We start from the raw sequence: 19,046 nt of genomic DNA on the forward strand, positions 1-19,046 counted from the left end.
CCGACTACACTGATCGATCTCGCTTTAGTATCTGTCAAATATGTTGGGAGACAAAGGCGTCCAACAGTATGACCGATGCGTGGATCGCTTGAAGTGGGCGAGGAACACATGCCCGGGCTATAGCTGGCCGGGCCAGGTATGGGTGAACCTGGTGACACGCTCGTAGACGTGCGGAGTGAATGCGTGAGTGTGTTGCTTTTCCGCATGGACGATGTGGCGTAGATGACTCGGCTAGTGCTGTTCTGGGGCATGGGTGCTCGGCGCGGCGGGATGTTCGATCTGTTCGCGGAGGATGTCGCCGTGGCCGGCGTGACGTGCGAAGTCCTCGATCGCGAGCAGATAGATGAATCGGAGGCTGACGTCGCCGACGCGGGGGTGTGTTCTGGTGTCGTCGAGGTCGAATTCGGCGGCGATCGCTCGGGAACGGTTGCTGGCGCGCTCGAATTCGGCGATCACGTCGGCGAGGGTTTCGTTGTCGTCGACGACGAAACTGGCGTCGCCCGGCGTCGTGCCGCCGTCGCATTCGCTGTTGGGCAGGCCCGCCAGGACGTGCTGGAACCAGATCCGTTCGGCGACTGCGGCGTGTTTGAGTAGTCCGATCGGGGTGGTCATCGACGCAACGAGGCGGCGGCGGGCGTCTTGTTCGGACAGCCCGCGCACTGTGTTGACCAATTCGGCCCGGTTGCGGTCGAGCATGCTCTCGAGCAAGCGGCGTTCAGTACCGGTGGTGATTCGTGGTATCGACCATGTCATTGTCGGCTCGATTCTGTTGGTTCGGATTGGATTCGACTGTCGTACTGGTGGTTTCGGTTTCTCGGCGCCTCCTCGAGCATGGGGTCGATGACCTTGTGCCGTGGCGGTGGCAGCGGGTGGCGGTCGGAGTTGAGGATGCTGCGGTGCGGAGTCGCTGGATTTCGTCGTGCTGGGCGGCGATTCTGGCAAGCGCGCGGATCCGGAAGTCGGTGAGTTCGTCGATCGTGCCGCTGGCCGGGGCGAGCCGTTCGCTGAGTGCACGGTTGTCGGCTTCGAGTCGTAAGATCTGCGCGTCGCGGGGGCGGGGATGTCGCCGGCCTGTTGCATCGCGCGCAGGCGTTGCTCGAATTCTATCCTGAAGTGCGGGTGTGGGTGTAGGTCCGGTTTCGACGAGGCTGTCGCGTTGCTCGACGAGCAGCGTCGCAGCCTGTCTTCTTTGATGCCAGAGTGACCGAACTGGTCTGGGTGCGTTGGCCTTTCAGTACGCCGAGGGACTGCTCGGCCAGCGGCAGAGCTGCGGTGACCGGTTCGTCAGTTGGTCCTTTCTCCGCACAGCCGGGACGGACCCGAGTTGGCCGAACATGCGATTCTGGTGACGGTCATCGGAGTGTGAGCAGGCAGGCGGCGGCTGTGGTTTGCCGCGGCAGTACTGGCCCGAACGACCGGAACGCGGTATGTGCGGATCTCCGGTCCGGACTGAACACTTATCCCGAGCGAGGTTCTAGCAGGTCCTCGACCAGGCTGCTGGTGAGAGCGCGAGGGATGCTCGCCCCGGTCAGAGCGCAATAGACGAGCGGACCGAGCAGGGCATCGAGAGTGGCGTCGAGGCCGAGTTTGGGTGAGATCTCACCGGCGTCGATTGCGCGCGTGAGCATGTCGCGTTCTCGGGCGCGGCGTGGATCGAGATAGCGCGTGTGGAAGCTCTCGGCCGTGCTGGGATTGTGCTGCACCTCGGCGATGAGTGCGAGCAGGACCTTGCCGGCAGGCTCGCGGGTGAGGAATCGGGCGAAGCCGCGGATGTACGCGCGGATGTTTTCTGCTGTGGGCTTGTCCGTTGGGACGGGGAGGTGCTTGTTGCTGTCTTCGATGAGCGTGTCGAGGAGGATCTCGACCTTCGAGGGCCACCAGCGGTAGATCGTCTGCTTGGCGACGCCGGCACGACGCGCAATCGCCTCGATGGTCAGAGCGCCGAAGCCGTGTTCGACGAGCAGATCGTCAGCGGCATGCAGCACGGCCAGCCGCGCAGCCTCGTCGCGACGGTTGCCCGAGCGCGTCCTGGGCTGGGAGTCCGGGGCGGGCATGGGGTCACCTTACCGGTTGGCGATGCCGCGATCGGTTGGCGGCGCAATGATATTGTCTAGACGCAACGTTGCGTCTATTGAATATTTCGCCAGGTAGGAGCAGATAATGTCCACCACATCCAACCGTCAAGCGCTCGTCATCGGGGCCTCCAGAGGCTTGGGCCTTGTCCTGGCCGGCGAGCTCGCTCGACGCGGCTGGCGAGTCATCGCCACCACACGCCGCGGCGGCGGCGAGCTGCAAGTGAATTCCGATGCCTCCAATGGACGGCTGCACATCGAAACGCTGGAGATGACCAGCTCCGAACAGTTGGCCGCGCTGCGCGAGCGACTGGACAGGCACCGACTCGACCTACTCTTCGTCAACGCCGCCGTCGACCGCGGCAATCTGCCGATCGATGAGGTCTCCACCGACATGTTCACCGAAGTGATGATCACCAACGCGCTGAGCCCGTTGCGCGTCCTCGAGGCCCTGCGAGGGCTCGTCGTGCCCGGCGGAACCGTCGCGGTCATGTCCTCCGAGCAGGGCAGCATCTCGCGAAACACCGAGGACGGCTATGAGCTCTACAAGGCCAGCAAGGCCGCGCTCAACCAGCTGATGCGCAGTTACGCCACCCGCCATGCCGGCGACGGACACACCAAACTGCTCATCGACCCCGGCCACAACCGGACCCGGCTCGGCGGACCCGACGCGCCTCTCACCCCGCAGGAGAGCATCCCGGCCGTCGCCGACGTCCTCGAGACACAGGCCGGCGCACCCGGCCTCCAGTTCTTGGATCGGCACGGCCAAACCGTCCCGTGGTAGAGCCACACCTGCGCTGATCGAGCTGTCGAGCCACCCGCCGAGCATCCCGTATGCGGCATTATCGAGCACCGGCTGTGACGCGAGATACGTTGTCGGACAGGCGATCAGGAGTCGCCATTCGGACGCGCACCATGCGGCAATAGGGCGCATTCGGCACGGCCCACCACCTCAGCCCACCGCCGAAACGACTGCGGTGTCACTGATTTCGAGCAGCCGACGGCGCGCCTTCGGATCGTCGGCCTGCGCGTGCGGACGGCTCAGGCTGGTGCCGTTGAAATATCGGCCCGTCGTCTGCGCCAGGCCCGGATCGCAGATCAGCCGGAGAGTGGCATCCGCGCCCTCGGCAACCGTGCTGATCGGCGTGACTCCAGATTCCAGCACCATCGTCGTCGCCATGAGTGTGGCCGGGTGCAGGGCGTTCACCGTGACGCCGGTCCCGTCGAGTTCCTCGGCGTACTCGATGGTCGCCATGATCATCGCCAGCTTGGCGCGGCAGTACGCGGTGTACACGTCGTAGTTGTGCTCGAGGTTCGGATCGTCGAAGTCGATCTCCTGCTGCCCGGCCGAGGCCACGTTCACCACCCGCGCCGGAGCCGATGCCCTCAGCAGCGGAAGCAGCCGCCGCGTCAGCCGATACGGGGCCAGATGGTTGACCGCCCACAGCAATTCGTTGCCGTCGGCGCTGAGTTCGCGTCTCCCGTCCGTCTGGCCGCCGGTGCCGGCATTGTTCACCAGCACATCCAATCGCGAAGTGCGGGCGATCATCTCGTCGGCCAGCCGGTCCACCTCGGCGAGCCGCGACAGGTCGGCCAGGACGATCTCCGGCACGGGCCCGCTCGCGGCCGTCACCTCAGCTGCGAGCGCTGCGGCCCGATCGGGGTCGCGGCCGTGCAGAATCAGCCGGGCACCCGCGGCGCCGAGCCGCACCGCGAGTTCCCGACCGAGCCCGTCCGTCGCGCCCGTGATCAGCACAGTGCGATCGACCATGCGATCAATATCGTTGTCGCTCATAACCTTTCCCTGCAGTCTCATTTCCCGTCCTCGGTCCGGATGCTGACCGACGTGGCGGTCAGGTCGAGCGCGACGTGCGTGCCGAGGGGTGTGTGCACGACGCGCGGCTCGCCGGTGGCCGGCATCGGTATGCCGTTCACGATGACCTCGACCCAGCGGACGATGGCGTCGCCGTCGTTGCGCGAGTGGCGAACGATCTCGACTTCGCAGGGGATCGACTCAGCCACTGGAAGCCGCGCATGACGACGAATCCGCGTTGGTGGCGGGACCGGCCCCTCGAACGGTATTCACTGCATTGTCTCCGCCGTGGCGACGAGCGTCGCCCGGCCCAGGATGTGGCCGGCGATGGTGAACCCGAGCAGAGCCGGTGTGGAGTCGGAGGCGATGCCGATGTCGTCCACATCCAGAGCGTGCACGGTGACGAAATAGCGGTGCCTGCCGTGCCCTGCCGGCGGTGCCGCACCGATGTATCGAGGTAGGCGCGCGTCGTTCGGCAACTGGAAGGAGCCGACCGGCAAACCGATGCCCGCGTCGTCTCCGGCGCCCTCGGGAAGGCTGGTGGTCGTGGCCGGGATGTTGGCGACAGCCCAGTGCCAGAAGCCGGAGCCGGTGGGGGCGTCGGGGTCGTACACGGTGACGGCGTAGCTCTTGGTGCCTGCTGGGGCGCCACTCCAACTCAGTTGCGGGGAAACATCTTTGCCGCCGGAGGCGCCGGAGGACCACTGTGCGGGTTGCCAGGCGGCGCCGTCGCTCACCGTGGTGCTGGTGACCGTGAACGAGGCTGCCTCGGGGAGACGGGCGAAGGGATTGTTTGCGCTCATCGTGTCGCGCCTTTCGAGTCGTGCCGGACTTACAAGATCGACGATATCAGAAATAATCGATGATTTTGCAAATCGTCTATGATCGGATCATGACTCGGACAGTCCACACCCCGACCTCCCCGGAGAAGCAGATGCTTTCCGAGCGGGTCTACGCACACTTGCGGAACGCGATCATGCGCGGCGAGTTCGCGCCCGGGGACGCGCTCAAGCCGCAGGATCTATCCAGGCAACACGGTGTGAGCCTGGCTGTGGTGCGTGAGGCGCTGGTGCGGCTGGTTGGTGAGGGTCTGGCCGAACGGCTGACCAATCGCGGCTTCGCGGTCCCAGCTTTTTCCGATCACCGCTGGCAGCAGATCGGCGAGGCCCGCCGGGCCATCGAGCCGGTCCTGCTACGCATGTCGATCGAACGTGGTGACGTCAACTGGGAGGGCGACGTCCGAGCTGCCAACCACCGCTTGGCGCGCACGCCGGCATTCACCCCGGAGGACGGCGAGTACTACAGCGAGGTATGGGCCGAGGCTCATCGGGTGTTCCATCGCACCCTCTTGGAAGGGTGCGGTAACCCGGTGTTGTTGGAAACCTTCGACCGGATGTGGGTCGCGAGCGAGCTGGCCCGCCGCTGGTCGACACAGCGCAACCCTGAGCGCGATGCCATTGACGAGCATCGCCGATTGGAGGAGGCCGCGCTGGCCCGCGACCCCGACACCGCCGCCGACATACTGACTCGACACCTCACCATGACGACGGCCGCACTGGCAGAGCAAGAAGGCTGACACGTCCGACAATTCTCAGGCGAACTTTCCCGGGTTCGCCGCCACGGCACGATGCAAGGTGGGTCGGTTGGCGCGGTAAGCGTGCACCACCGATGCCAGCTCGCGCGGGCTCGCGCCGTGCATGATCACCGAGTGGCAGCCGAGGTCGTATTCGCGGGAGATCTTCTGCACGCACTGCTCCGGCGTGCCGTATGCGGCCGAGGTGAGCCATTCGTCGGGGATGAGGGCGTCGAACTGCTCCAGGACCTCGACGGAGGCGGATGCGTCGATGGGGCCTGCAGCCGCGGCGTCCTGGTACAGCTGCGTGGTGCGAATTCGCTCCCACACCTGCGGATCCCAGCCGTTGGCGCTGATCAGGATGTCGGCGTACGCCTGGAGGTAGGTCACCAGCCGGCCGGTTCGCCGACGCAGCTGATCCTCGTCGGAGAGTGCGTCACTAGCGGTCGCGAGGCAGGACCAGATGCGGACGCTGTCGGGGTCTTTGCCCGCTCGTTCGGCGCCGCGGCGGACCGCCGCAACGGAATTCGCGGTGGCCTCGTCGGAGAAGAAGGTGTGCAGTACAACGAAGTCGCCGATCTCGCCGGCGAGTTCGAGGGTCTTCGGGCCTACTGCGACGAAGCCGATCGGGGGCGCGTCGTCGAGGCCGTTCTGGTGGTACAGGACGGGCCATTTGCCTGCGGGCCCATCGTGATTCACGATGGTCTCGCCGTCCCATAGGCGGCGCAGGATGCCGACGAAATCCCGCAGTTGCGCTTCGGTGACGGCGGGCAGGCCGATCGCCTTCCAGTTCGCCGCCATGCCGCGGCCGAATGCCATGGCGTATCGGCCTTCGGTCATCGCCTGCATGGTCGAGCCGATCGTTGCCGTCACCATCGGGTGCCGGGTGTGGTGATTCGTTGCCGCCGCAGCGATTCCGAGGTCGGTGGTGCATCCGGCGAGACCGCCGGACAAGACGGCGGAGTCCTTGACGGTCATGCGCTCGCCGATCATGCACGAGCCGAGGCCGAGTTGCTCCGCGTCGCGGGCCTCGGGCAGCAGAACACGGGCGTCGGCAGGGTGCCGGGTGATGCAGTAGTAGGCCAGTTCGTTCAGTTGGTCGGTCACGAGAGTGGTACTTCCCCAATAGTGTTCGCAACGGTGAAGGTTGACGCCGGGTGTCAGGCGCCGAGTTCGGCGAGCAGTTCTTCGACGATCGATCGGTGGTGGAGCAGCATCTCGACGTCGTCGGGACGTTCCATTTCGCCGAAATGGATCTGTCGGCCACCGGCGCGCATGAAGACGACGCCGTAGTTCAGGGCGGCGAACATCGTGTACCAGGTGAGGTCGGCGAGCTCTACGCCCGAATGCTCGGCGTAGGTCGCCCGCACGTCTTCGACTCGCATGAAGTCCGGCAGGCCCGGCAGGCCGAAGTTGTTGGCGATCGCATGAAAGACGCGGTGCCCGAACACGATCCAGGCCACGTCGAGCTCCCGGGGGCCGATCGTCGCCATTTCCCAGTCGAGCACCGCGACCGGTGCGAAGTCCCGGTACATACAGTTGCCCAGCCGCGCATCACCCCAGGAAAGCACGGTCTCGTAGGACGACGGCCCCGGGAGATTGGCCGTGAGCCACTTCAGGATTCGCTCCACCAACGGCGACGGGCCGATGTCGCGAGCCGCGAACTCGTACCACGCCCGGGCTCGGTTCAGGTTTCGCTCGAGCAGGCTGGCGCCGGGCTGCCGCGGGTTGAGGAACGCGAAAGTGGTTGCTGCATCCGGGATTGCGTGCAGTTTCGCGAGCGCCTCGATGGTGGTTTCCTGCACTCGGCGCTGCTGCTCGGGGCCGGCGTCGCAAAGCCAGTTGTTGCCGAAGGTGTAGGGCATGACATCGGGCGGCACCAGGCCGTCGACGCGGTCCATCAGAAGAAACGGCGTGCCCAGCACGTCGCCGGTCGGCTCGAGGAACCGCACCCGGGGAACGGGGACGTCGCTCGCCTCGGCCACGATGCGCATGACGTCGAATTGATCCCGCAGGTTGTAGTGCTCGTAGACGGGGAAGTCGCCGGGGGCCGGGACCACCCGGGCGATCAGGTCGGCGACCTGCGTGTCTCCGGCTTCACGCCAGCTCAGGGTGAGAGTCAGGGTCTCCGCGGACATGCCGTTGCTGTCGATGCCGGACCCCAGCATGAGCTTCGGATCGGCCTCGGCGGGCAGCTGAGTTGCCAGCCATTCGGTGAGGCGCGGGATCAAGGCGGCGGTGTCGCGGCTGCTGCGTTGCAGGCGCATGCCCTGGTCATCGGGAGACGGAGACATGGATCACTCCTGATTGGATTGCGAAGGCTGGAGGTAACAGTGGACCTCCCCTTCGCAATTGTCAACGAGGGGTCTCAAAGAATATGAGTCACTCCAGGTAGACCGCTATCGCGTCGACCAGGCAGTGGCGCGCGTCCGCCAGCTCGGCGGGTGAGGACAGCCGGCGCTCGTTATTGATGCCGCGCATGGCCATCGGAATCAGAGCCTGGACCCGGTGCACCTTGTTCGAATCGAGGGGCAGGTCCGCCAGAAAGTACTCGAAAGCCCTGAGCCAGGCATCCTCGTACCCGGCCATCGCCGCCGTGGTCTGGGGGAAGACCTCGAGCCGCTCGTCCTGGCCATTGGGCAGACCGGCCCGCAGCGTCTCGACCGCCCGCCCCTCAGGTGTGTCCAGGATGGTCCAGATGGCATCGACCACCTCCCACACCCGCTCCCGGATCGATCCGGTCACCTGCGGCCAGATCTCGGGGCTGTTCGCCCCACTGCGATCGGTCAACTCGATGAGCACGGCGGCCCACAATCCGTCGATATCGCCGAACTGATGCTTCAAGGTGCCCCAACTGACCCCGGCCTCCCGGGCGACCCGATTCGCCGACAGCGGTTCGCCGGACCCCTGCGCGAGACAGACGATGGCGATATCGAGCAGCCGCTGCCTGGTCTCCCGCCCCTTCCGATTGAGGCGAGTTCCGGCCGCGGACTGCATTGTCGAACTCGCTTCGGTCATCGCTGCTTCCGTTCCGCACATCCCGAAATCTCGGAATCTCCGATTGCCGTTCCGACGATAGCGGCACGTTGTCGGGAACGGCGACGCTGCTCGCCATCCGGAGCAGTGCGGCAGCGGCCGTGGTGGACAGGCGGCGCAGGGCGTGGCGAACCGGAACTGGTTTCATGGCATGCCCTCGACGCTGAGGGCGCCTTCCTACCGGGCGACAGATCAGATCAGGCAGGCGGGGTCTGCATGAGGGCGCGCACATGGCCGAGGACATCGGGGTAGCGGCGCAGGTGGGCGCCGCCGTTGAGGTCGACGGCGGTGCCTGTCATCCACGCGGCCTTGTCCGACGCGAGGAAGGCGGCCATGTCGGCGATCTCCTCGGGACGCCCGCTGCGGCCGAGCGGGGTGTTGGCCAGGTAGTCCTCGGTGAGGCCGGGGACGAACGAGATGCCCGCCACCAGTGGGGTGTCGACGAGACCGGGGGAGATGGCGTTGACCCGGACCTGACGTTGCGCCAGTTCCAGCGCCGCAACCTCGACCAGCATCAGCACGCCCGCCTTGGCCGAGCAGTAGGCGGCCATGCCGGTGCCGGGCTGGCGCCCATTGAGCGAGGCGATACAGGTGATGCTGCCGCCGTCGGCGATGTGGCGGGCAGCGTGCTTGAGGACGAGGAAGGTCCCGGTCAGACAGACGTCGAGGGTGAGTTGCCAATGAACGAGTTCGAGGTCGGTGATCGGGCCGGTCATCGACAGTCCGGCGCAGCTGACCACCGCGCTCGGATTCCCGGTGGCGGCGAAACCGGCCTCGACCGAGGCCTCATCGGTGACGTCCATGTGGATGCTCGCCGCCGTCGGACCCAGGGCGATCGCCGCCTCGGCCGCCGCTACCTCGTTGACGTCGGCGACGATCACGCGGAAGCCGTCGGCAGTCAACGCGTGCGCGGTCGCCAGGCCGATGCCCGACGCGCCGCCGATCACCATGGCCGTGTGCTGGTTGGTGGTCATGGTGCTCCTCGAATGCTGTGCCTCTGCCCACTAGACAGATTCCTGAAACTGTCTAGTGATCGTAGACACATTCTTGAAAATGTCTACTGCCTTGGTACTGTCCGTCCGAGACAAGACCGATCAGCCGTCCGGGAGGATTGAGCCGAGTGACCGAGTCGGAAACAGTGACCGTCGGCGACAGGCTGATCGACGCGGCTCAGAAATTGCTGGCGCGCAAAGGGATTCGGGCGACGACGATGATCGAGATCGCCGAGGAAGCCGGCGTTTCGCGCGCCTGGCTCTATCGCCATTTCCCGGACAAGACGGCGTTGCTCGGTGCGGCCATCGTCCGGCTCAACGACGCGCTGTGGAGTGGTTCGCGGGCTGAACTCGACTCGCTCTACACCTTCGCCGAACAACTCGCGGCTGGTGTTCGTCTCGGCCGTGGTGCCTACGACGACCCGGGCGCGCTGGTGATGCGGCTACGGAACGACGAGCCGGAGGAATTCGCCCTGTGCACGGGCGCAGGGGTCTCCGGGCTTGTCCCTGACCTCGCCGCTTTCTGGCTGCCCTACGTGGAGGCCGCCGTCGACCGCGGTGAGATCCACCCCCGCCACGATCTCGCCGAAGTCGCCGAATGGGTTGCCCGCGTTCTCATCAGCCTCGGGACCGTCCCCGGCGAGACCATCGACATCGACGACAACGCGGCCGTGCTGCGCTACATGCGCCGCTACCTCCTACCCGGCCTGGTCGCCGACCCCGGCCCGGCGCACTTGGGAACGTGACGCGGCAGGATCCTGTGTTGAGTTATCGGCCCGATTCGTCTGAAACGGCCCCTGAATTGAACATGTTGATGCAATATGTTCAACATGTACAACGCGACAATGGGTCGGACGGTCGAGAACTTTCCGCATGAACTGGTGGTCGGGGCCGCGGAATGTGTTCAGCGTTTCGGCGTGCAGGGCTTCCGGCTGACCGAGGTGGCCAAGGCCGCCGGGGTGTCGCGCGGAACCGTGTACAACTGCTTCGGCGACAAGGAAACGGCGCTCAACGCGGGCCTGGCGTTCATCTGTGACGCCTTCATCGCCGGACTCGCCGCGACGGTCGACCCGCAGCCCACCTTGCATGCACAGGTAGGCGCGGCGGTCGCGAGGATTTACGAGCACATCCACACCCCGCAGGTGCTCAGTCCGCCGCTGCGCACCGACAGCATCATCGCGACACTGCTCGAGCACTACGGCGAGAACCTCACTATCCGCTGGGCCGGATTCTGGGCGCCGCTGGTCCTGGCCGCGCAGGAACGCGGCGAGGTCGACGCCGACGTGAACCCGATGCACGCGGGCGACTGGATCGTGCGCGTCCTGCTCGGTCTGGAGATCCTACCGTTGGTCGTCCTCGGTTTCGACAACGCCGACGCCATGGCCGAGCACACCAGCAATCTGCTGATCAACGGACTGGCCCCGCGCCGTCGCGAAGGGTGAGCGACCGATGAAACACGTCGAGGTAGCGATCATCGGTGCCGGGCCCGGTGGAATCACCGCCGCGCACTATCTGCAACGCGCGGGCATCACCGATTTCGTCATCCTCGAGCGCGCGGGTGATTTCGGCGGGAGCTGGCGCGACAACTTCTATCCCGGCCTCGCCGTCGACGTGCCGACGCTGTTCTATCAGTTCCCGTTCGCCAGGAAGGCGGACTGGTCGCGGCTGTTTCCCGATGGTCCCGAGATCCAGCGCTACAACACCGCAGTCGCCCGAGAGCTCGGTTTCTACGCACACTTACGCGGACACCACGATGTCACACGTGAGATCTGGAACGACGCCGCGCAGGTCTGGGAGCTGGATATCGCTGGGCAGGAACCGATTTCCGCCCGATTCGTGATCAATGCGCGCGGCGGATATCTCAACGCGAAGTCCACCGACCAGATCCCCGGGGCCGCGGCGTTCACGGGCACGATCCTGCGCCCCAATGCCTGGGATCCCGAATACGCCTGTGCTGGAAGGCGAGTTGCGCTGATCGGTACGGGATCCAGTTCGGTGCAGATTCTTTCGGCCATTGCCGAAGACGCCGCGTCGGTCGACATCTATCAGCGGACCCCGGCCTGGATCCTGCCCAAACCTGACGTCGCGATCCCGGCCGGAGTGCAGCGGGTGCTGGCGCTGCCCGGCGTCGGCGCGGCGATCAACACCATGGTGCTGGCCATGATGGAGCTGCCGATGCAGCTCATCTGCACTGTGCTGCCGAAACTTCCGCGGTCTGTGCTCACCTCCGCCCTGCCGCAGTACGACAAGATCTGGCGGTCAGCGTATCGGATGTTGTTGCGCCGCAAGGTCGCGAACCCGGTCGACCGGGCGGCGCTGGTGCCCGGCTATGGCATCCTCGCCAAACGCCCCATTCTCAGCAGCACCTTCTTCACGGCGCTCGCGAAGCCGACAGTATCGCTGATCACCAGCCCTATCGAGACGATCACCACCGCGGGTCTGCGCACCGGCGACGGCACCGAACGGCCCTACGACCTGATCGTGATGGCCACCGGCTACGAGATGTTCACCGACCCGGAGTCCTACCGCACCGGCCGCACGATCGGCGCCGCCGGACTGGACCTCGCCGACGACTACCGCCGCAACGGATTACGCAGCTATGGCGGCAGTGCTCATCCCGGCTTCCCGAACCGCTGGTCGCTGGTGGGACCGCACGGCTACGTCGGCGTTGCCTGGCACACCTTCGTTGATATGACCGCTCGTCACGCCGTGCGCATCATCACCGAGGCGGGCCGCCGCGACGCCACCGCGGTACGGGTACGGGCCGAGGCCTTCGATCGCTGGGTCGCGCGGATGCGGCGCAACGAGAAGCTCATCCGGACCTACACCGTCGACTGCAACCCCGGCCTGCGCACCTATTTCGTCAACTCACAGGGTGACGCGCTCTATTACCGGCCGCAGACGATCAGCGGCGCCTGGTGGTTCAGCCGACGTTCCCCGTTGAGTGACTACCTCTTCGAGCACGACACATCGGAACGACAGAAAATCGAGGACATCGCATGAAGACACTCAGCGGGAAAGTCGCCTACCTGACCGGAGCCGCCCGCGGCCAGGGCCGGTCCCACGCCATCGCGCTGGCACGCGCAGGCGCCGACATCGTCGCTACCGACGCCTGCGCGCAGATCGCGCCGAACAGTGGATATCCGATGGCGGAACCGGAGGACCTCGCCGAAACCGCGCGCCTGGTGAAAGCCGAAGGTGGCAATATCCACACCGTGCAGGTCGACGTGCGTGACCTCGAAGGTCAGCAGGCCGCGGTCGCCGAGACCATCGCCCAGTTCGGGCGGCTCGACATCGTCGTCGCCAATGCGGGTGTGTGCAGCTGGGGACGGCTGTGGGAGATCTCGCCGGAGCAGTTCGCCGAGTCCGTCGACATCAACCTGGTCGGTGTGTGGAACACGATCAAGGCGACTGTGCCCGCGATGATCGAGGCGGGCAACGGTGGCTCGATCATGACCATCAGCTCGTCGGCCGGTGTCAAGGCGCCCCCCGGGTGCGGCCATTACGCGGCGAGCAAGTTCGGCGTCATCGGCCTGACGAAATCGCTGGCCGTCGAACTCGGCGAGTTCGGCATCCGGGTCAACACCCTGCTGCCCTACGGCACCAACACACCGCTGGGCAACGACACGTCGATGTACAAGCTGTTCGAAGCCCATCCGGCCTACGTCTACAGCTACACCCCGAACCTGCTGAAGACCGACGGACTCATCGAGCCCGAAGACATCTCCGAGGCCGTGGTGTGGCTCGCGAGTGACCAGTCCCGAGTCATGACCGGCGCACAGATCCCCGTCGACAAAGGCTTCCTCGCGCGCTGATCCCAGCGGTGTTCTCGAGAGGGTCACCCGCCGATGGGAACTCCTTGTCAGGATTGCCATTCTGGAAGCGGTAGCGGTGACAGCGCAGTCGGCATAACGGCCTGGTCGGCGAGCGGGTGGATTTCGTTTGTGAGAGCCGACAATGCACGGGCGACTTCGTGGATGCTGGCTCGGATGTGGTCAGTGTGGCCGTTCATGTCGACAGCGGGTCGGCGTTCGTCGACGCTTGGCTGTTGCGGACTTGCGCGAAACTCGGTGTCCGCCTGGTTCATTCGACACCGGGCCGTGGAGCGAGTACCGCACGGTCGCCAAGACCGGCACGGTCTCGCTGCAATCCAACACCTACGCCGTTGACCCGGGGTTGGCGCGGCGGCGGGTCGAGCTGGTGTTCTCCCCGTTCGACATGGAAACCATCGACGTCCGCTACCGCGACAAGAGCTACGGAAAGGCGTTGCCCCACACCATCACCCGCCACGTGCACCCGAAGGCACGGCCGGAGATCCCCGCGTTGACACCGCGGCCTTCGACCGGGATCGACTACCTGAAGTTGACCGCCGATGCCCATCATGAGCAGCTTCGCCGCGATCAACGCATCGGCTACGACGCCCTGCCAGGACAGCAAGTCACCGGGGTGCCAATCCAGCGCTCGCAGAACGGCTTTGTCGACCACGCGCCCGTCGGTGTCGACCGGCCGCACGCTGTACACCGCAGTGTGCGCTGGTGATTCTCCATGATCGCCATCGGCAGACCGGCACCGATTCCGGAAACATCGCCGCCGACGAGCCCGATGCAGGAGAAGGAAGGGATCAGCGGAGACAATGTGTCATCGGTCACATCGACCACCACCGAACGAAGCAAACCGCAGGTGGCGGTTAACGACCAGGACAGAGTGTCCAGGCTTTGCCCAGACCCGATTTGGGGCAGAATTGCCACAGTTGAATGTTCGGAGGGGGTATCGACCAGTACGCCAACCTCCTGCAACACCGAAAACTGCTGGTCATCGGCAAATAGCGGTGGCGTGACGGTTCTGGTCCGGTTGCCGCAGGTTCGTGCCCCGGCGGGGCACTGTAAGGATGGGACCGGTTCTGACCGGCGGTTTTCCTGCGGAACGCTGATAATCCAAGAAGCGTTCGGGTACCGGCTTATCCGTCGCGGGTTCCGATGGTGCGTTGCAGGAGGATGAAGGCGAGTAGTAGGACGCCGATGAAGATCTTGGTCCACCAGGAACTCAGGGTGCCTTCGAAGCTGATGATGGTCTGGATTACGCCGAGGGTCAGTACGCCGAGTACCGAGCCGAGGACGAATCCGGAGCCGCCGGTGAGCAGGGTGCCGCCGATGACGACGGCGGCGATGGCGTCGAGTTCCATGCCGACGGCGTGCAGGCTCCAGCCGGACAGGGTGTAGAGCGTGAACAGGATGCCCGCGAGTGCCGAGCAGAAGCCGCTGATCGCGTATACGGCGACCTTGGTCCTGGCCACCGGCAGGCCCATCATGAGCGCCGACTGTTCGTTGCCGCCGATCGCGTAGGCGGTGCGACCCAGCCGGGTGTAGTGCAGAACGACGAAGGCCGCGGCGAGGACCACCAGCGCGACGATCATGCCCACCGTCAGGAATACGTCCCCGCCGAGCCGGAACCGACGCTGTGCCAGATCCGTGTACACCGGGTCGGTGATCGTGATCGAATCCGTGCTGATCACATACGCCAGCCCGCGCGCGAGGAACATACCGGCGAGCGTCACGATGAACGGCTGGATCTCGAAGTAGTGGATGACCGCGCCCATCGCGGCTCCGAAGAGCGTGCCACCGACCAACATGAGCGGCATGACCAGCAGCGGCGGCCACCCGTGCACGGTCACCAGCCACGCCGAGACCACGGTGGACAAGGCCAGCACCGCACCGACGGACAGGTCGATGCCGCCGGTGAATATCACGAATGTCGTCCCGACAGCTAGGACGAGCAGGAAGGCGTTGTCTATGAACAGGTTCACGAAAACCTGCGGGTAGCCGAATGCCGGGTAGCGGATCACCCCGACGCCGTAGATGACGGCGAACAGTGCCGCGGTGGCCAGCACCGGTATGTACCGGCGGCGGTGACTGCGACTCGTGGGGCTGCGCAGTACAGGGGCCTTGGCTGCGACGGCGGTCAGCGCGTTCATACGGTCGCCTCCCTCGGTGTCGATCGGGTGCCAACCGATTGGCGGCGGCGGAAAACCTTGGCGCGGAACGCCGGTGACTGGATCAGACATACCGCGATCACCACGACCGCCTTGGAAACCAGCGTCGTCTCCGGTGGCACCCCGACGGTGTAGATCGTGGTGGTGAGCGTCTGGATCACCAACGCCCCGAGGACCGTGCCACCCAGCTGAAATCGCCCACCGGTCAACGCGGTACCGCCGATGACGACCGCGAGAATCGCATCGAGTTCGATCCATAGTCCGGCGTTATTGCCATCCGCCGCAGAGACATTAGAGCTGATCATCAGTCCCGCGATCGCCGCACAGCACGCGCAGACCGCGTACACGGCGACGATCAGACCACTGGCCCGGATACCGACCAAACGCGCTGCCTCGGCATTACCGCCGACCGATTCCAGCAGCAGCCCGAGCGCACTGCGCCGCAATAACAATGCGAGCCCAGCGAACACCGCGGCGGCGACCAAGACCGGAACTGGCAGCCCGAGCAGGTAGCCGCCACCGATGACCTTGTACGGCGGACTGTTGATCGTGATGATCTGGCCAGATGTAATCAGCTGTGCGACACCGCGTCCGGCCACCATCAGGATCAACGTCGCCACGATCGGTTGAATCCCGAAGCGTGCCACCAGAAGTCCGTTCCACAGCCCGAGCACAACCGCTACGCCGAGCGCGATCAGCACGGCGACGACGACACCACCGGCATCGGCCTGATCCAGCATGTTGCTGATGTGCAGACACGCCAACGCGCCCGCGATCGCCACGACCGTGCCGACCGAAAGATCGATGCCACGGGTCGCGATGACCAGCGTCATGCCGAGCGAGATCAGTACCAGTGGCGCGCCGTAGCGCAGGATATCGATCAGACTGCCGTAGAGGTGTCCGTCCTGGATGCGGATCGAGAGGAATCCGGGCGTGAACGCGACGTTGACGATCAACAGCGCGATGAGCGCGGCAGCGGGCCAGAACAGGTGGTTTCGGATGACTGTCATGAAACTGCCCCGCTCGCAATGGTTTCCGTGAGCCGATCCATGGTCAAGGTGGCATCGTTGACGAGTTCGGCGACCAGCCGACGGTCGCGCAGAATCGCCACCTTGTGACTCAGCCGCAGCACTTCTTCGAGTTCGGCGGAGATGAACAGCACCGACATGCCCTCCTCGGACAGCGAGATGACCAGCCGCTGGATTTCCGCCTTGGCACCGATATCGATACCGCGGGTCGGCTCGTCGAGGATCAGCAGTTTCGGTCTGGTGGCCAGCCAGCGGGCCAGCAGCACCTTCTGCTGGTTGCCGCCGCTGAGGAATTTCACCGGTGTATCCGGATCGGCCGGCACGATCCGCAGCGAGGTGATGTACCCGGCGACGAGTTCGTCACGCTTGCGCGCCGACAGCGGCCGGGCCCAGCCGCGCGCGGCTTGGACCGCGAGCACGATATTGTCGCGCACCGACAGGTCGAGGATCAGGCCCTGGGATTTGCGATCTTCGGGACAGAACGCGATTCGGTGGTCGATCGCGGCGCGGGGCGAGCGCAGTGCTGTCGGCGCGCCCGCTACACGGAGATTCCCGGTGGACGCGCGGTCGGCACCGAAGAGCAATCGCGCCACCTCGGTGCGGCCGGAGCCGAGCAACCCGGCCAACCCGACGACTTCGCCATCACGGACGGTGAGATCGAACGGCGCGACGGAATTGCGGCGCCCGCCGATCCCCGTGGCCTGCAGCCGCGGATCGTGGCGCGCCACCACCGCCGGATCCGGTTTCTCGTGCTCGATCTCGTCGAGTGTGCTCAGCGCTGTGCCGAGCATGTGCGCGATGAGATCCTTCTGGGTCAACTGTGCCACCGGATATTCGCCGACCAGGGTGCCATTGCGCAGTACCGTGGCCCGGTCGCAGATCTCGAAGATCTGATCGAGGAAGTGGGTGACGAATCCGATCGCCACGCCCTCGGCGGCGAGCCCGCGCATCACCGCGAACAGTTGCTCGACCTCACCGGTGTCCAGCGATGAGGTCGGCTCGTCCAGGATCAGTACCCTGGCATCCAGGTCGACGGCTCGGGCGATGGCAATAAGCTGTTGCACCGCAAGCGAATACGAGCCGAGTTGGGCCGCCACGTCGATGTTCAGACGCAGTCTGTCCAGCAGCCGGGCGGCATCGCGACGCATCGCCGCGAAGCGGATCAGCCCGGCCCGCCGCGGTTCCCGTCCGATGTAGATGTTCTCCGCGACCGACAGATTCGGGCACAGATTCACCTCCTGATAGACGGTGCTCACCCCGGCCCGCAGCGCCTGCTGCGGGCCGGTGAATCGCACTGGGTGACCGTCGAGTTCGATGGTCCCGGCATCGGCGTCGTGAATTCCGGTGAGCACCTTGATGAGGGTGGATTTGCCCGCACCGTTCTCACCGACCAGTGCGTGTATTTCACCGGGGAACAGCCGCAGGTCCACCTCGGACAGCGCGGTGACCCCGGAGAAACGCTTGAGGATGCCCGACATCCGAAGTGCAGGTGTGACAGTCGGTTCCGACATGCACTGCTCCGGCTCAGTACGTCCGGGTGGGCAGCGCGGCGGCGGCCTGGTCCTGGGTGTAGACGCCTTCGTCGGTGACGATCCGCTTGGGCGTCGGGTGGCCTGCCACCACCTCCTTGGTGATCTCCATCAGCTTCGGGCCGAGCAGTGGATTGCATTCGACGACCACATTGATCTTGCCGTCGGCCATGGCCTGGAAGGCATCTCGGGTCCCGTCGATCGAGATGATCTTGATGTCCTTACCCGGCTTCAGCCCGGCCTCCTCGATCGCCTGGATCGCGCCGAGCGCCATATCGTCGTTGTGCGCGTAAAGCACGTTGATATCCCGGTGCGCGGCCAGGAATGCCTGCATGACCTCTTTGCCCTTGGCGCGGGTGAACTCCGCGGTCTGCGATGCGATGATCTTGAACTTCGGGTCGGCGCCGATGACGTCCTGGAAACCCTTCTTCCGATCGGTCGCGGGCGCGGATCCGGTGGTGCCCTGCAACTCCGCGATATTCACGGTGTCGTTCGAGTTCTTGGTCGCGTCGACGAGCCAATTCGCCGCCCTGCGGCCCTCTTCGACGAAATCCGAGCCGAGGAAGGTCACATACAGCGAGGTGTCGGCCGAGTCGACCGCGCGGTCGGTGAGGATCACCGGAATCTTGGCGTCCTTGGCCTCCTTCAGGACGGTGTCCCATCCGGATGCGACGACGGGGGAGAAGGCGATGACGTCCACGCGCTGCTGGATGAAGGTGCGGATCGCCTTGATCTGGTTTTCCTGTTTCTGTTGGGCATCAGCGAATTTCAGCTGGATTCCGGCTGCGGCTGCGGCATCCTGGATAGATTTCGTATTCGCGGTGCGCCAACCGCTTTCGGCACCTACTTGGGAGAACCCGAGTACGGTCTGGTCGCTTCCCGAGCTGCCGCAGCCGACGGCCGTTGCTGCGGTGAGGACAAGTGCGCTGGCGGTGATCAGAAGCCTCTTCAACACGATCAGGCTCTCCCTTGAATTGTGAAACGTGTTGCACCTAGGTGCGGTAGTCCTGATAG

The 19,046-nt window shown here is 65.2% G+C and carries 19 protein-coding genes and 1 pseudogene; 7 read left to right on the forward strand and 13 right to left on the reverse strand.

Annotation, left to right across the window (positions count from 1 at the left end):
• Positions 1-231 precede the first annotated feature (231 nt).
• Positions 232-753, reverse strand: a complete 522-nt coding sequence (locus ACQP1G_RS13650; protein WP_433203200.1) for a DinB family protein — start codon at positions 751-753, stop codon at positions 232-234.
• 704 nt (positions 754-1,457) lie between these two features.
• Complete coding sequence (locus tag ACQP1G_RS13655; protein WP_433203203.1) at positions 1,458-2,054, reverse strand: TetR/AcrR family transcriptional regulator; 597 nt, start codon at positions 2,052-2,054, stop codon at positions 1,458-1,460.
• 106 nt (positions 2,055-2,160) lie between these two features.
• Here ACQP1G_RS13655 and ACQP1G_RS13660 point away from each other — a divergent pair, with 106 nt between their 5' ends.
• Positions 2,161-2,856 (forward strand): SDR family NAD(P)-dependent oxidoreductase, encoded by a 696-nt coding sequence (locus ACQP1G_RS13660; protein ID WP_433203206.1) that lies wholly within the window; start codon positions 2,161-2,163, stop codon positions 2,854-2,856.
• A gap of 168 nt (positions 2,857-3,024) precedes the next feature.
• Here ACQP1G_RS13660 and ACQP1G_RS13665 read toward each other — a convergent pair whose 3' ends face one another.
• Genes ACQP1G_RS13665 through ACQP1G_RS13675 form a run of 3 tightly spaced genes read right to left on the reverse strand, consistent with a single transcriptional unit; the run spans position 3,025 to position 4,688 of the window.
• Entirely contained in the window at positions 3,025-3,867 is an 843-nt protein-coding gene (locus ACQP1G_RS13665; protein WP_433203209.1) for an SDR family NAD(P)-dependent oxidoreductase, read from the reverse strand.
• 17 nt (positions 3,868-3,884) lie between these two features.
• Positions 3,885-4,094, reverse strand: a complete 210-nt coding sequence (locus ACQP1G_RS13670; RefSeq protein ID WP_433203212.1) for a hypothetical protein — start codon at positions 4,092-4,094, stop codon at positions 3,885-3,887.
• A gap of 60 nt (positions 4,095-4,154) precedes the next feature.
• Entirely contained in the window at positions 4,155-4,688 is a 534-nt protein-coding gene (locus ACQP1G_RS13675) for a YbhB/YbcL family Raf kinase inhibitor-like protein (RefSeq protein WP_433203215.1), read from the reverse strand.
• A gap of 89 nt (positions 4,689-4,777) precedes the next feature.
• On the opposite strand from ACQP1G_RS13675, the gene ACQP1G_RS13680 reads away from it, so the two are divergent.
• A complete protein-coding gene (locus ACQP1G_RS13680) occupies positions 4,778-5,461 on the forward strand; it encodes a GntR family transcriptional regulator (RefSeq protein WP_433203218.1) in 684 nt (227 codons plus the stop codon).
• 15 nt (positions 5,462-5,476) lie between these two features.
• On the opposite strand, the gene ACQP1G_RS13685 is transcribed toward ACQP1G_RS13680, so the two are convergent.
• The 4 genes from ACQP1G_RS13685 to ACQP1G_RS13700 form a co-directional block, all read right to left on the reverse strand.
• On the reverse strand, positions 5,477-6,565 hold the full coding sequence (locus ACQP1G_RS13685) for a TIGR03857 family LLM class F420-dependent oxidoreductase (RefSeq protein WP_433203221.1): 1,089 nt from the start codon (positions 6,563-6,565) through the stop codon (positions 5,477-5,479).
• Positions 6,566-6,618: 53 nt separating this feature from the next.
• Positions 6,619-7,725, reverse strand: coding sequence for a phosphotransferase family protein (locus tag ACQP1G_RS13690; protein WP_433203224.1), 1,107 nt, complete (start codon positions 7,723-7,725; stop codon positions 6,619-6,621).
• Positions 7,726-7,840: 115 nt separating this feature from the next.
• Positions 7,841-8,476 carry a TetR/AcrR family transcriptional regulator gene (locus ACQP1G_RS13695; RefSeq protein ID WP_433203227.1) on the reverse strand — a complete coding sequence of 212 codons (636 nt, stop codon included), beginning with the start codon at positions 8,474-8,476 and terminating at the stop codon, positions 7,841-7,843.
• A 215-nt stretch (positions 8,477-8,691) separates the two neighbouring features.
• A complete protein-coding gene (locus ACQP1G_RS13700; RefSeq protein WP_433203230.1) occupies positions 8,692-9,468 on the reverse strand; it encodes an SDR family NAD(P)-dependent oxidoreductase in 777 nt (258 codons plus the stop codon).
• Positions 9,469-9,614: 146 nt separating this feature from the next.
• Between ACQP1G_RS13700 and ACQP1G_RS13705 the strand changes: the two genes are divergently transcribed.
• From ACQP1G_RS13705 to ACQP1G_RS13725, 5 genes and pseudogenes are all read left to right on the forward strand, one after another.
• The gene (locus ACQP1G_RS13705) at positions 9,615-10,232 is read left to right on the forward strand and encodes a TetR/AcrR family transcriptional regulator (RefSeq protein ID WP_433203233.1); all 618 of its coding nucleotides are present in this window, start codon (positions 9,615-9,617) and stop codon (positions 10,230-10,232) included.
• A gap of 84 nt (positions 10,233-10,316) precedes the next feature.
• On the forward strand, positions 10,317-10,928 hold the full coding sequence (locus tag ACQP1G_RS13710; RefSeq protein WP_433203236.1) for a TetR/AcrR family transcriptional regulator: 612 nt from the start codon (positions 10,317-10,319) through the stop codon (positions 10,926-10,928).
• A gap of 7 nt (positions 10,929-10,935) precedes the next feature.
• Positions 10,936-12,489 carry a flavin-containing monooxygenase gene (locus tag ACQP1G_RS13715; protein ID WP_433203239.1) on the forward strand — a complete coding sequence of 518 codons (1,554 nt, stop codon included), beginning with the start codon at positions 10,936-10,938 and terminating at the stop codon, positions 12,487-12,489.
• Positions 12,486-13,301 (forward strand): mycofactocin-coupled SDR family oxidoreductase, encoded by an 816-nt coding sequence (locus tag ACQP1G_RS13720; protein WP_433203242.1) that lies wholly within the window; start codon positions 12,486-12,488, stop codon positions 13,299-13,301. The genes ACQP1G_RS13715 and ACQP1G_RS13720 overlap by 4 nt, the downstream gene beginning before the upstream one ends.
• A 179-nt stretch (positions 13,302-13,480) precedes the next feature.
• A pseudogene (locus tag ACQP1G_RS13725) lies at positions 13,481-13,917 on the forward strand (Mu transposase C-terminal domain-containing protein); the annotation flags it as partial.
• Between the two features lie 526 nt (positions 13,918-14,443).
• Here the strand turns inward: ACQP1G_RS13725 and yjfF are convergent.
• Genes yjfF through ACQP1G_RS13745 form a run of 4 tightly spaced genes read right to left on the reverse strand, consistent with a single transcriptional unit; the run spans position 14,444 to position 18,987 of the window.
• Positions 14,444-15,457, reverse strand: coding sequence for a galactofuranose ABC transporter, permease protein YjfF (gene yjfF / locus ACQP1G_RS13730; RefSeq protein ID WP_433203245.1), 1,014 nt, complete (start codon positions 15,455-15,457; stop codon positions 14,444-14,446).
• Complete coding sequence (locus ACQP1G_RS13735; RefSeq protein ID WP_433203248.1) at positions 15,454-16,485, reverse strand: ABC transporter permease; 1,032 nt, start codon at positions 16,483-16,485, stop codon at positions 15,454-15,456. Before ACQP1G_RS13735 ends, yjfF begins: the two co-directional genes overlap by 4 nt.
• The gene (locus ACQP1G_RS13740; RefSeq protein ID WP_433203251.1) at positions 16,482-18,014 is read right to left on the reverse strand and encodes a sugar ABC transporter ATP-binding protein; all 1,533 of its coding nucleotides are present in this window, start codon (positions 18,012-18,014) and stop codon (positions 16,482-16,484) included. The genes ACQP1G_RS13735 and ACQP1G_RS13740 overlap by 4 nt, the downstream gene beginning before the upstream one ends.
• Before the next feature lie 13 nt (positions 18,015-18,027).
• Positions 18,028-18,987 carry an ABC transporter substrate-binding protein gene (locus tag ACQP1G_RS13745; RefSeq protein ID WP_433203254.1) on the reverse strand — a complete coding sequence of 320 codons (960 nt, stop codon included), beginning with the start codon at positions 18,985-18,987 and terminating at the stop codon, positions 18,028-18,030.
• Between the last annotated feature and the right edge of the window lie 59 nt (positions 18,988-19,046).

It is taken from the genome of Nocardia sp. CA-107356, from assembly GCF_050946365.1.
Lineage (GTDB): Bacteria > Actinomycetota > Actinomycetes > Mycobacteriales > Mycobacteriaceae > Nocardia.

Coding starts and splice junctions, on each gene's coding strand:
- ACQP1G_RS13650 (WP_433203200.1), bottom strand. CDS start 753: ATGACATGGTCGATACCACGAATCACCACCGGTACTGAACGCCGCTTG.
- ACQP1G_RS13655 (WP_433203203.1), bottom strand. CDS start 2,054: ATGCCCGCCCCGGACTCCCAGCCCAGGACGCGCTCGGGCAACCGTCGC.
- ACQP1G_RS13660 (WP_433203206.1), top strand. CDS start 2,161: ATGTCCACCACATCCAACCGTCAAGCGCTCGTCATCGGGGCCTCCAGA.
- ACQP1G_RS13665 (WP_433203209.1), bottom strand. CDS start 3,867: ATGAGCGACAACGATATTGATCGCATGGTCGATCGCACTGTGCTGATC.
- ACQP1G_RS13675 (WP_433203215.1), bottom strand. CDS start 4,688: ATGAGCGCAAACAATCCCTTCGCCCGTCTCCCCGAGGCAGCCTCGTTC.
- ACQP1G_RS13680 (WP_433203218.1), top strand. CDS start 4,778: ATGACTCGGACAGTCCACACCCCGACCTCCCCGGAGAAGCAGATGCTT.
- ACQP1G_RS13690 (WP_433203224.1), bottom strand. CDS start 7,725: ATGCGCCTGCAACGCAGCAGCCGCGACACCGCCGCCTTGATCCCGCGC.
- ACQP1G_RS13695 (WP_433203227.1), bottom strand. CDS start 8,476: ATGACCGAAGCGAGTTCGACAATGCAGTCCGCGGCCGGAACTCGCCTC.
- ACQP1G_RS13700 (WP_433203230.1), bottom strand. CDS start 9,468: ATGACCACCAACCAGCACACGGCCATGGTGATCGGCGGCGCGTCGGGC.
- ACQP1G_RS13710 (WP_433203236.1), top strand. CDS start 10,317: ATGTACAACGCGACAATGGGTCGGACGGTCGAGAACTTTCCGCATGAA.
- ACQP1G_RS13715 (WP_433203239.1), top strand. CDS start 10,936: ATGAAACACGTCGAGGTAGCGATCATCGGTGCCGGGCCCGGTGGAATC.
- ACQP1G_RS13720 (WP_433203242.1), top strand. CDS start 12,486: ATGAAGACACTCAGCGGGAAAGTCGCCTACCTGACCGGAGCCGCCCGC.
- yjfF (WP_433203245.1), bottom strand. CDS start 15,457: ATGAACGCGCTGACCGCCGTCGCAGCCAAGGCCCCTGTACTGCGCAGC.
- ACQP1G_RS13735 (WP_433203248.1), bottom strand. CDS start 16,485: ATGACAGTCATCCGAAACCACCTGTTCTGGCCCGCTGCCGCGCTCATC.
- ACQP1G_RS13740 (WP_433203251.1), bottom strand. CDS start 18,014: ATGTCGGAACCGACTGTCACACCTGCACTTCGGATGTCGGGCATCCTC.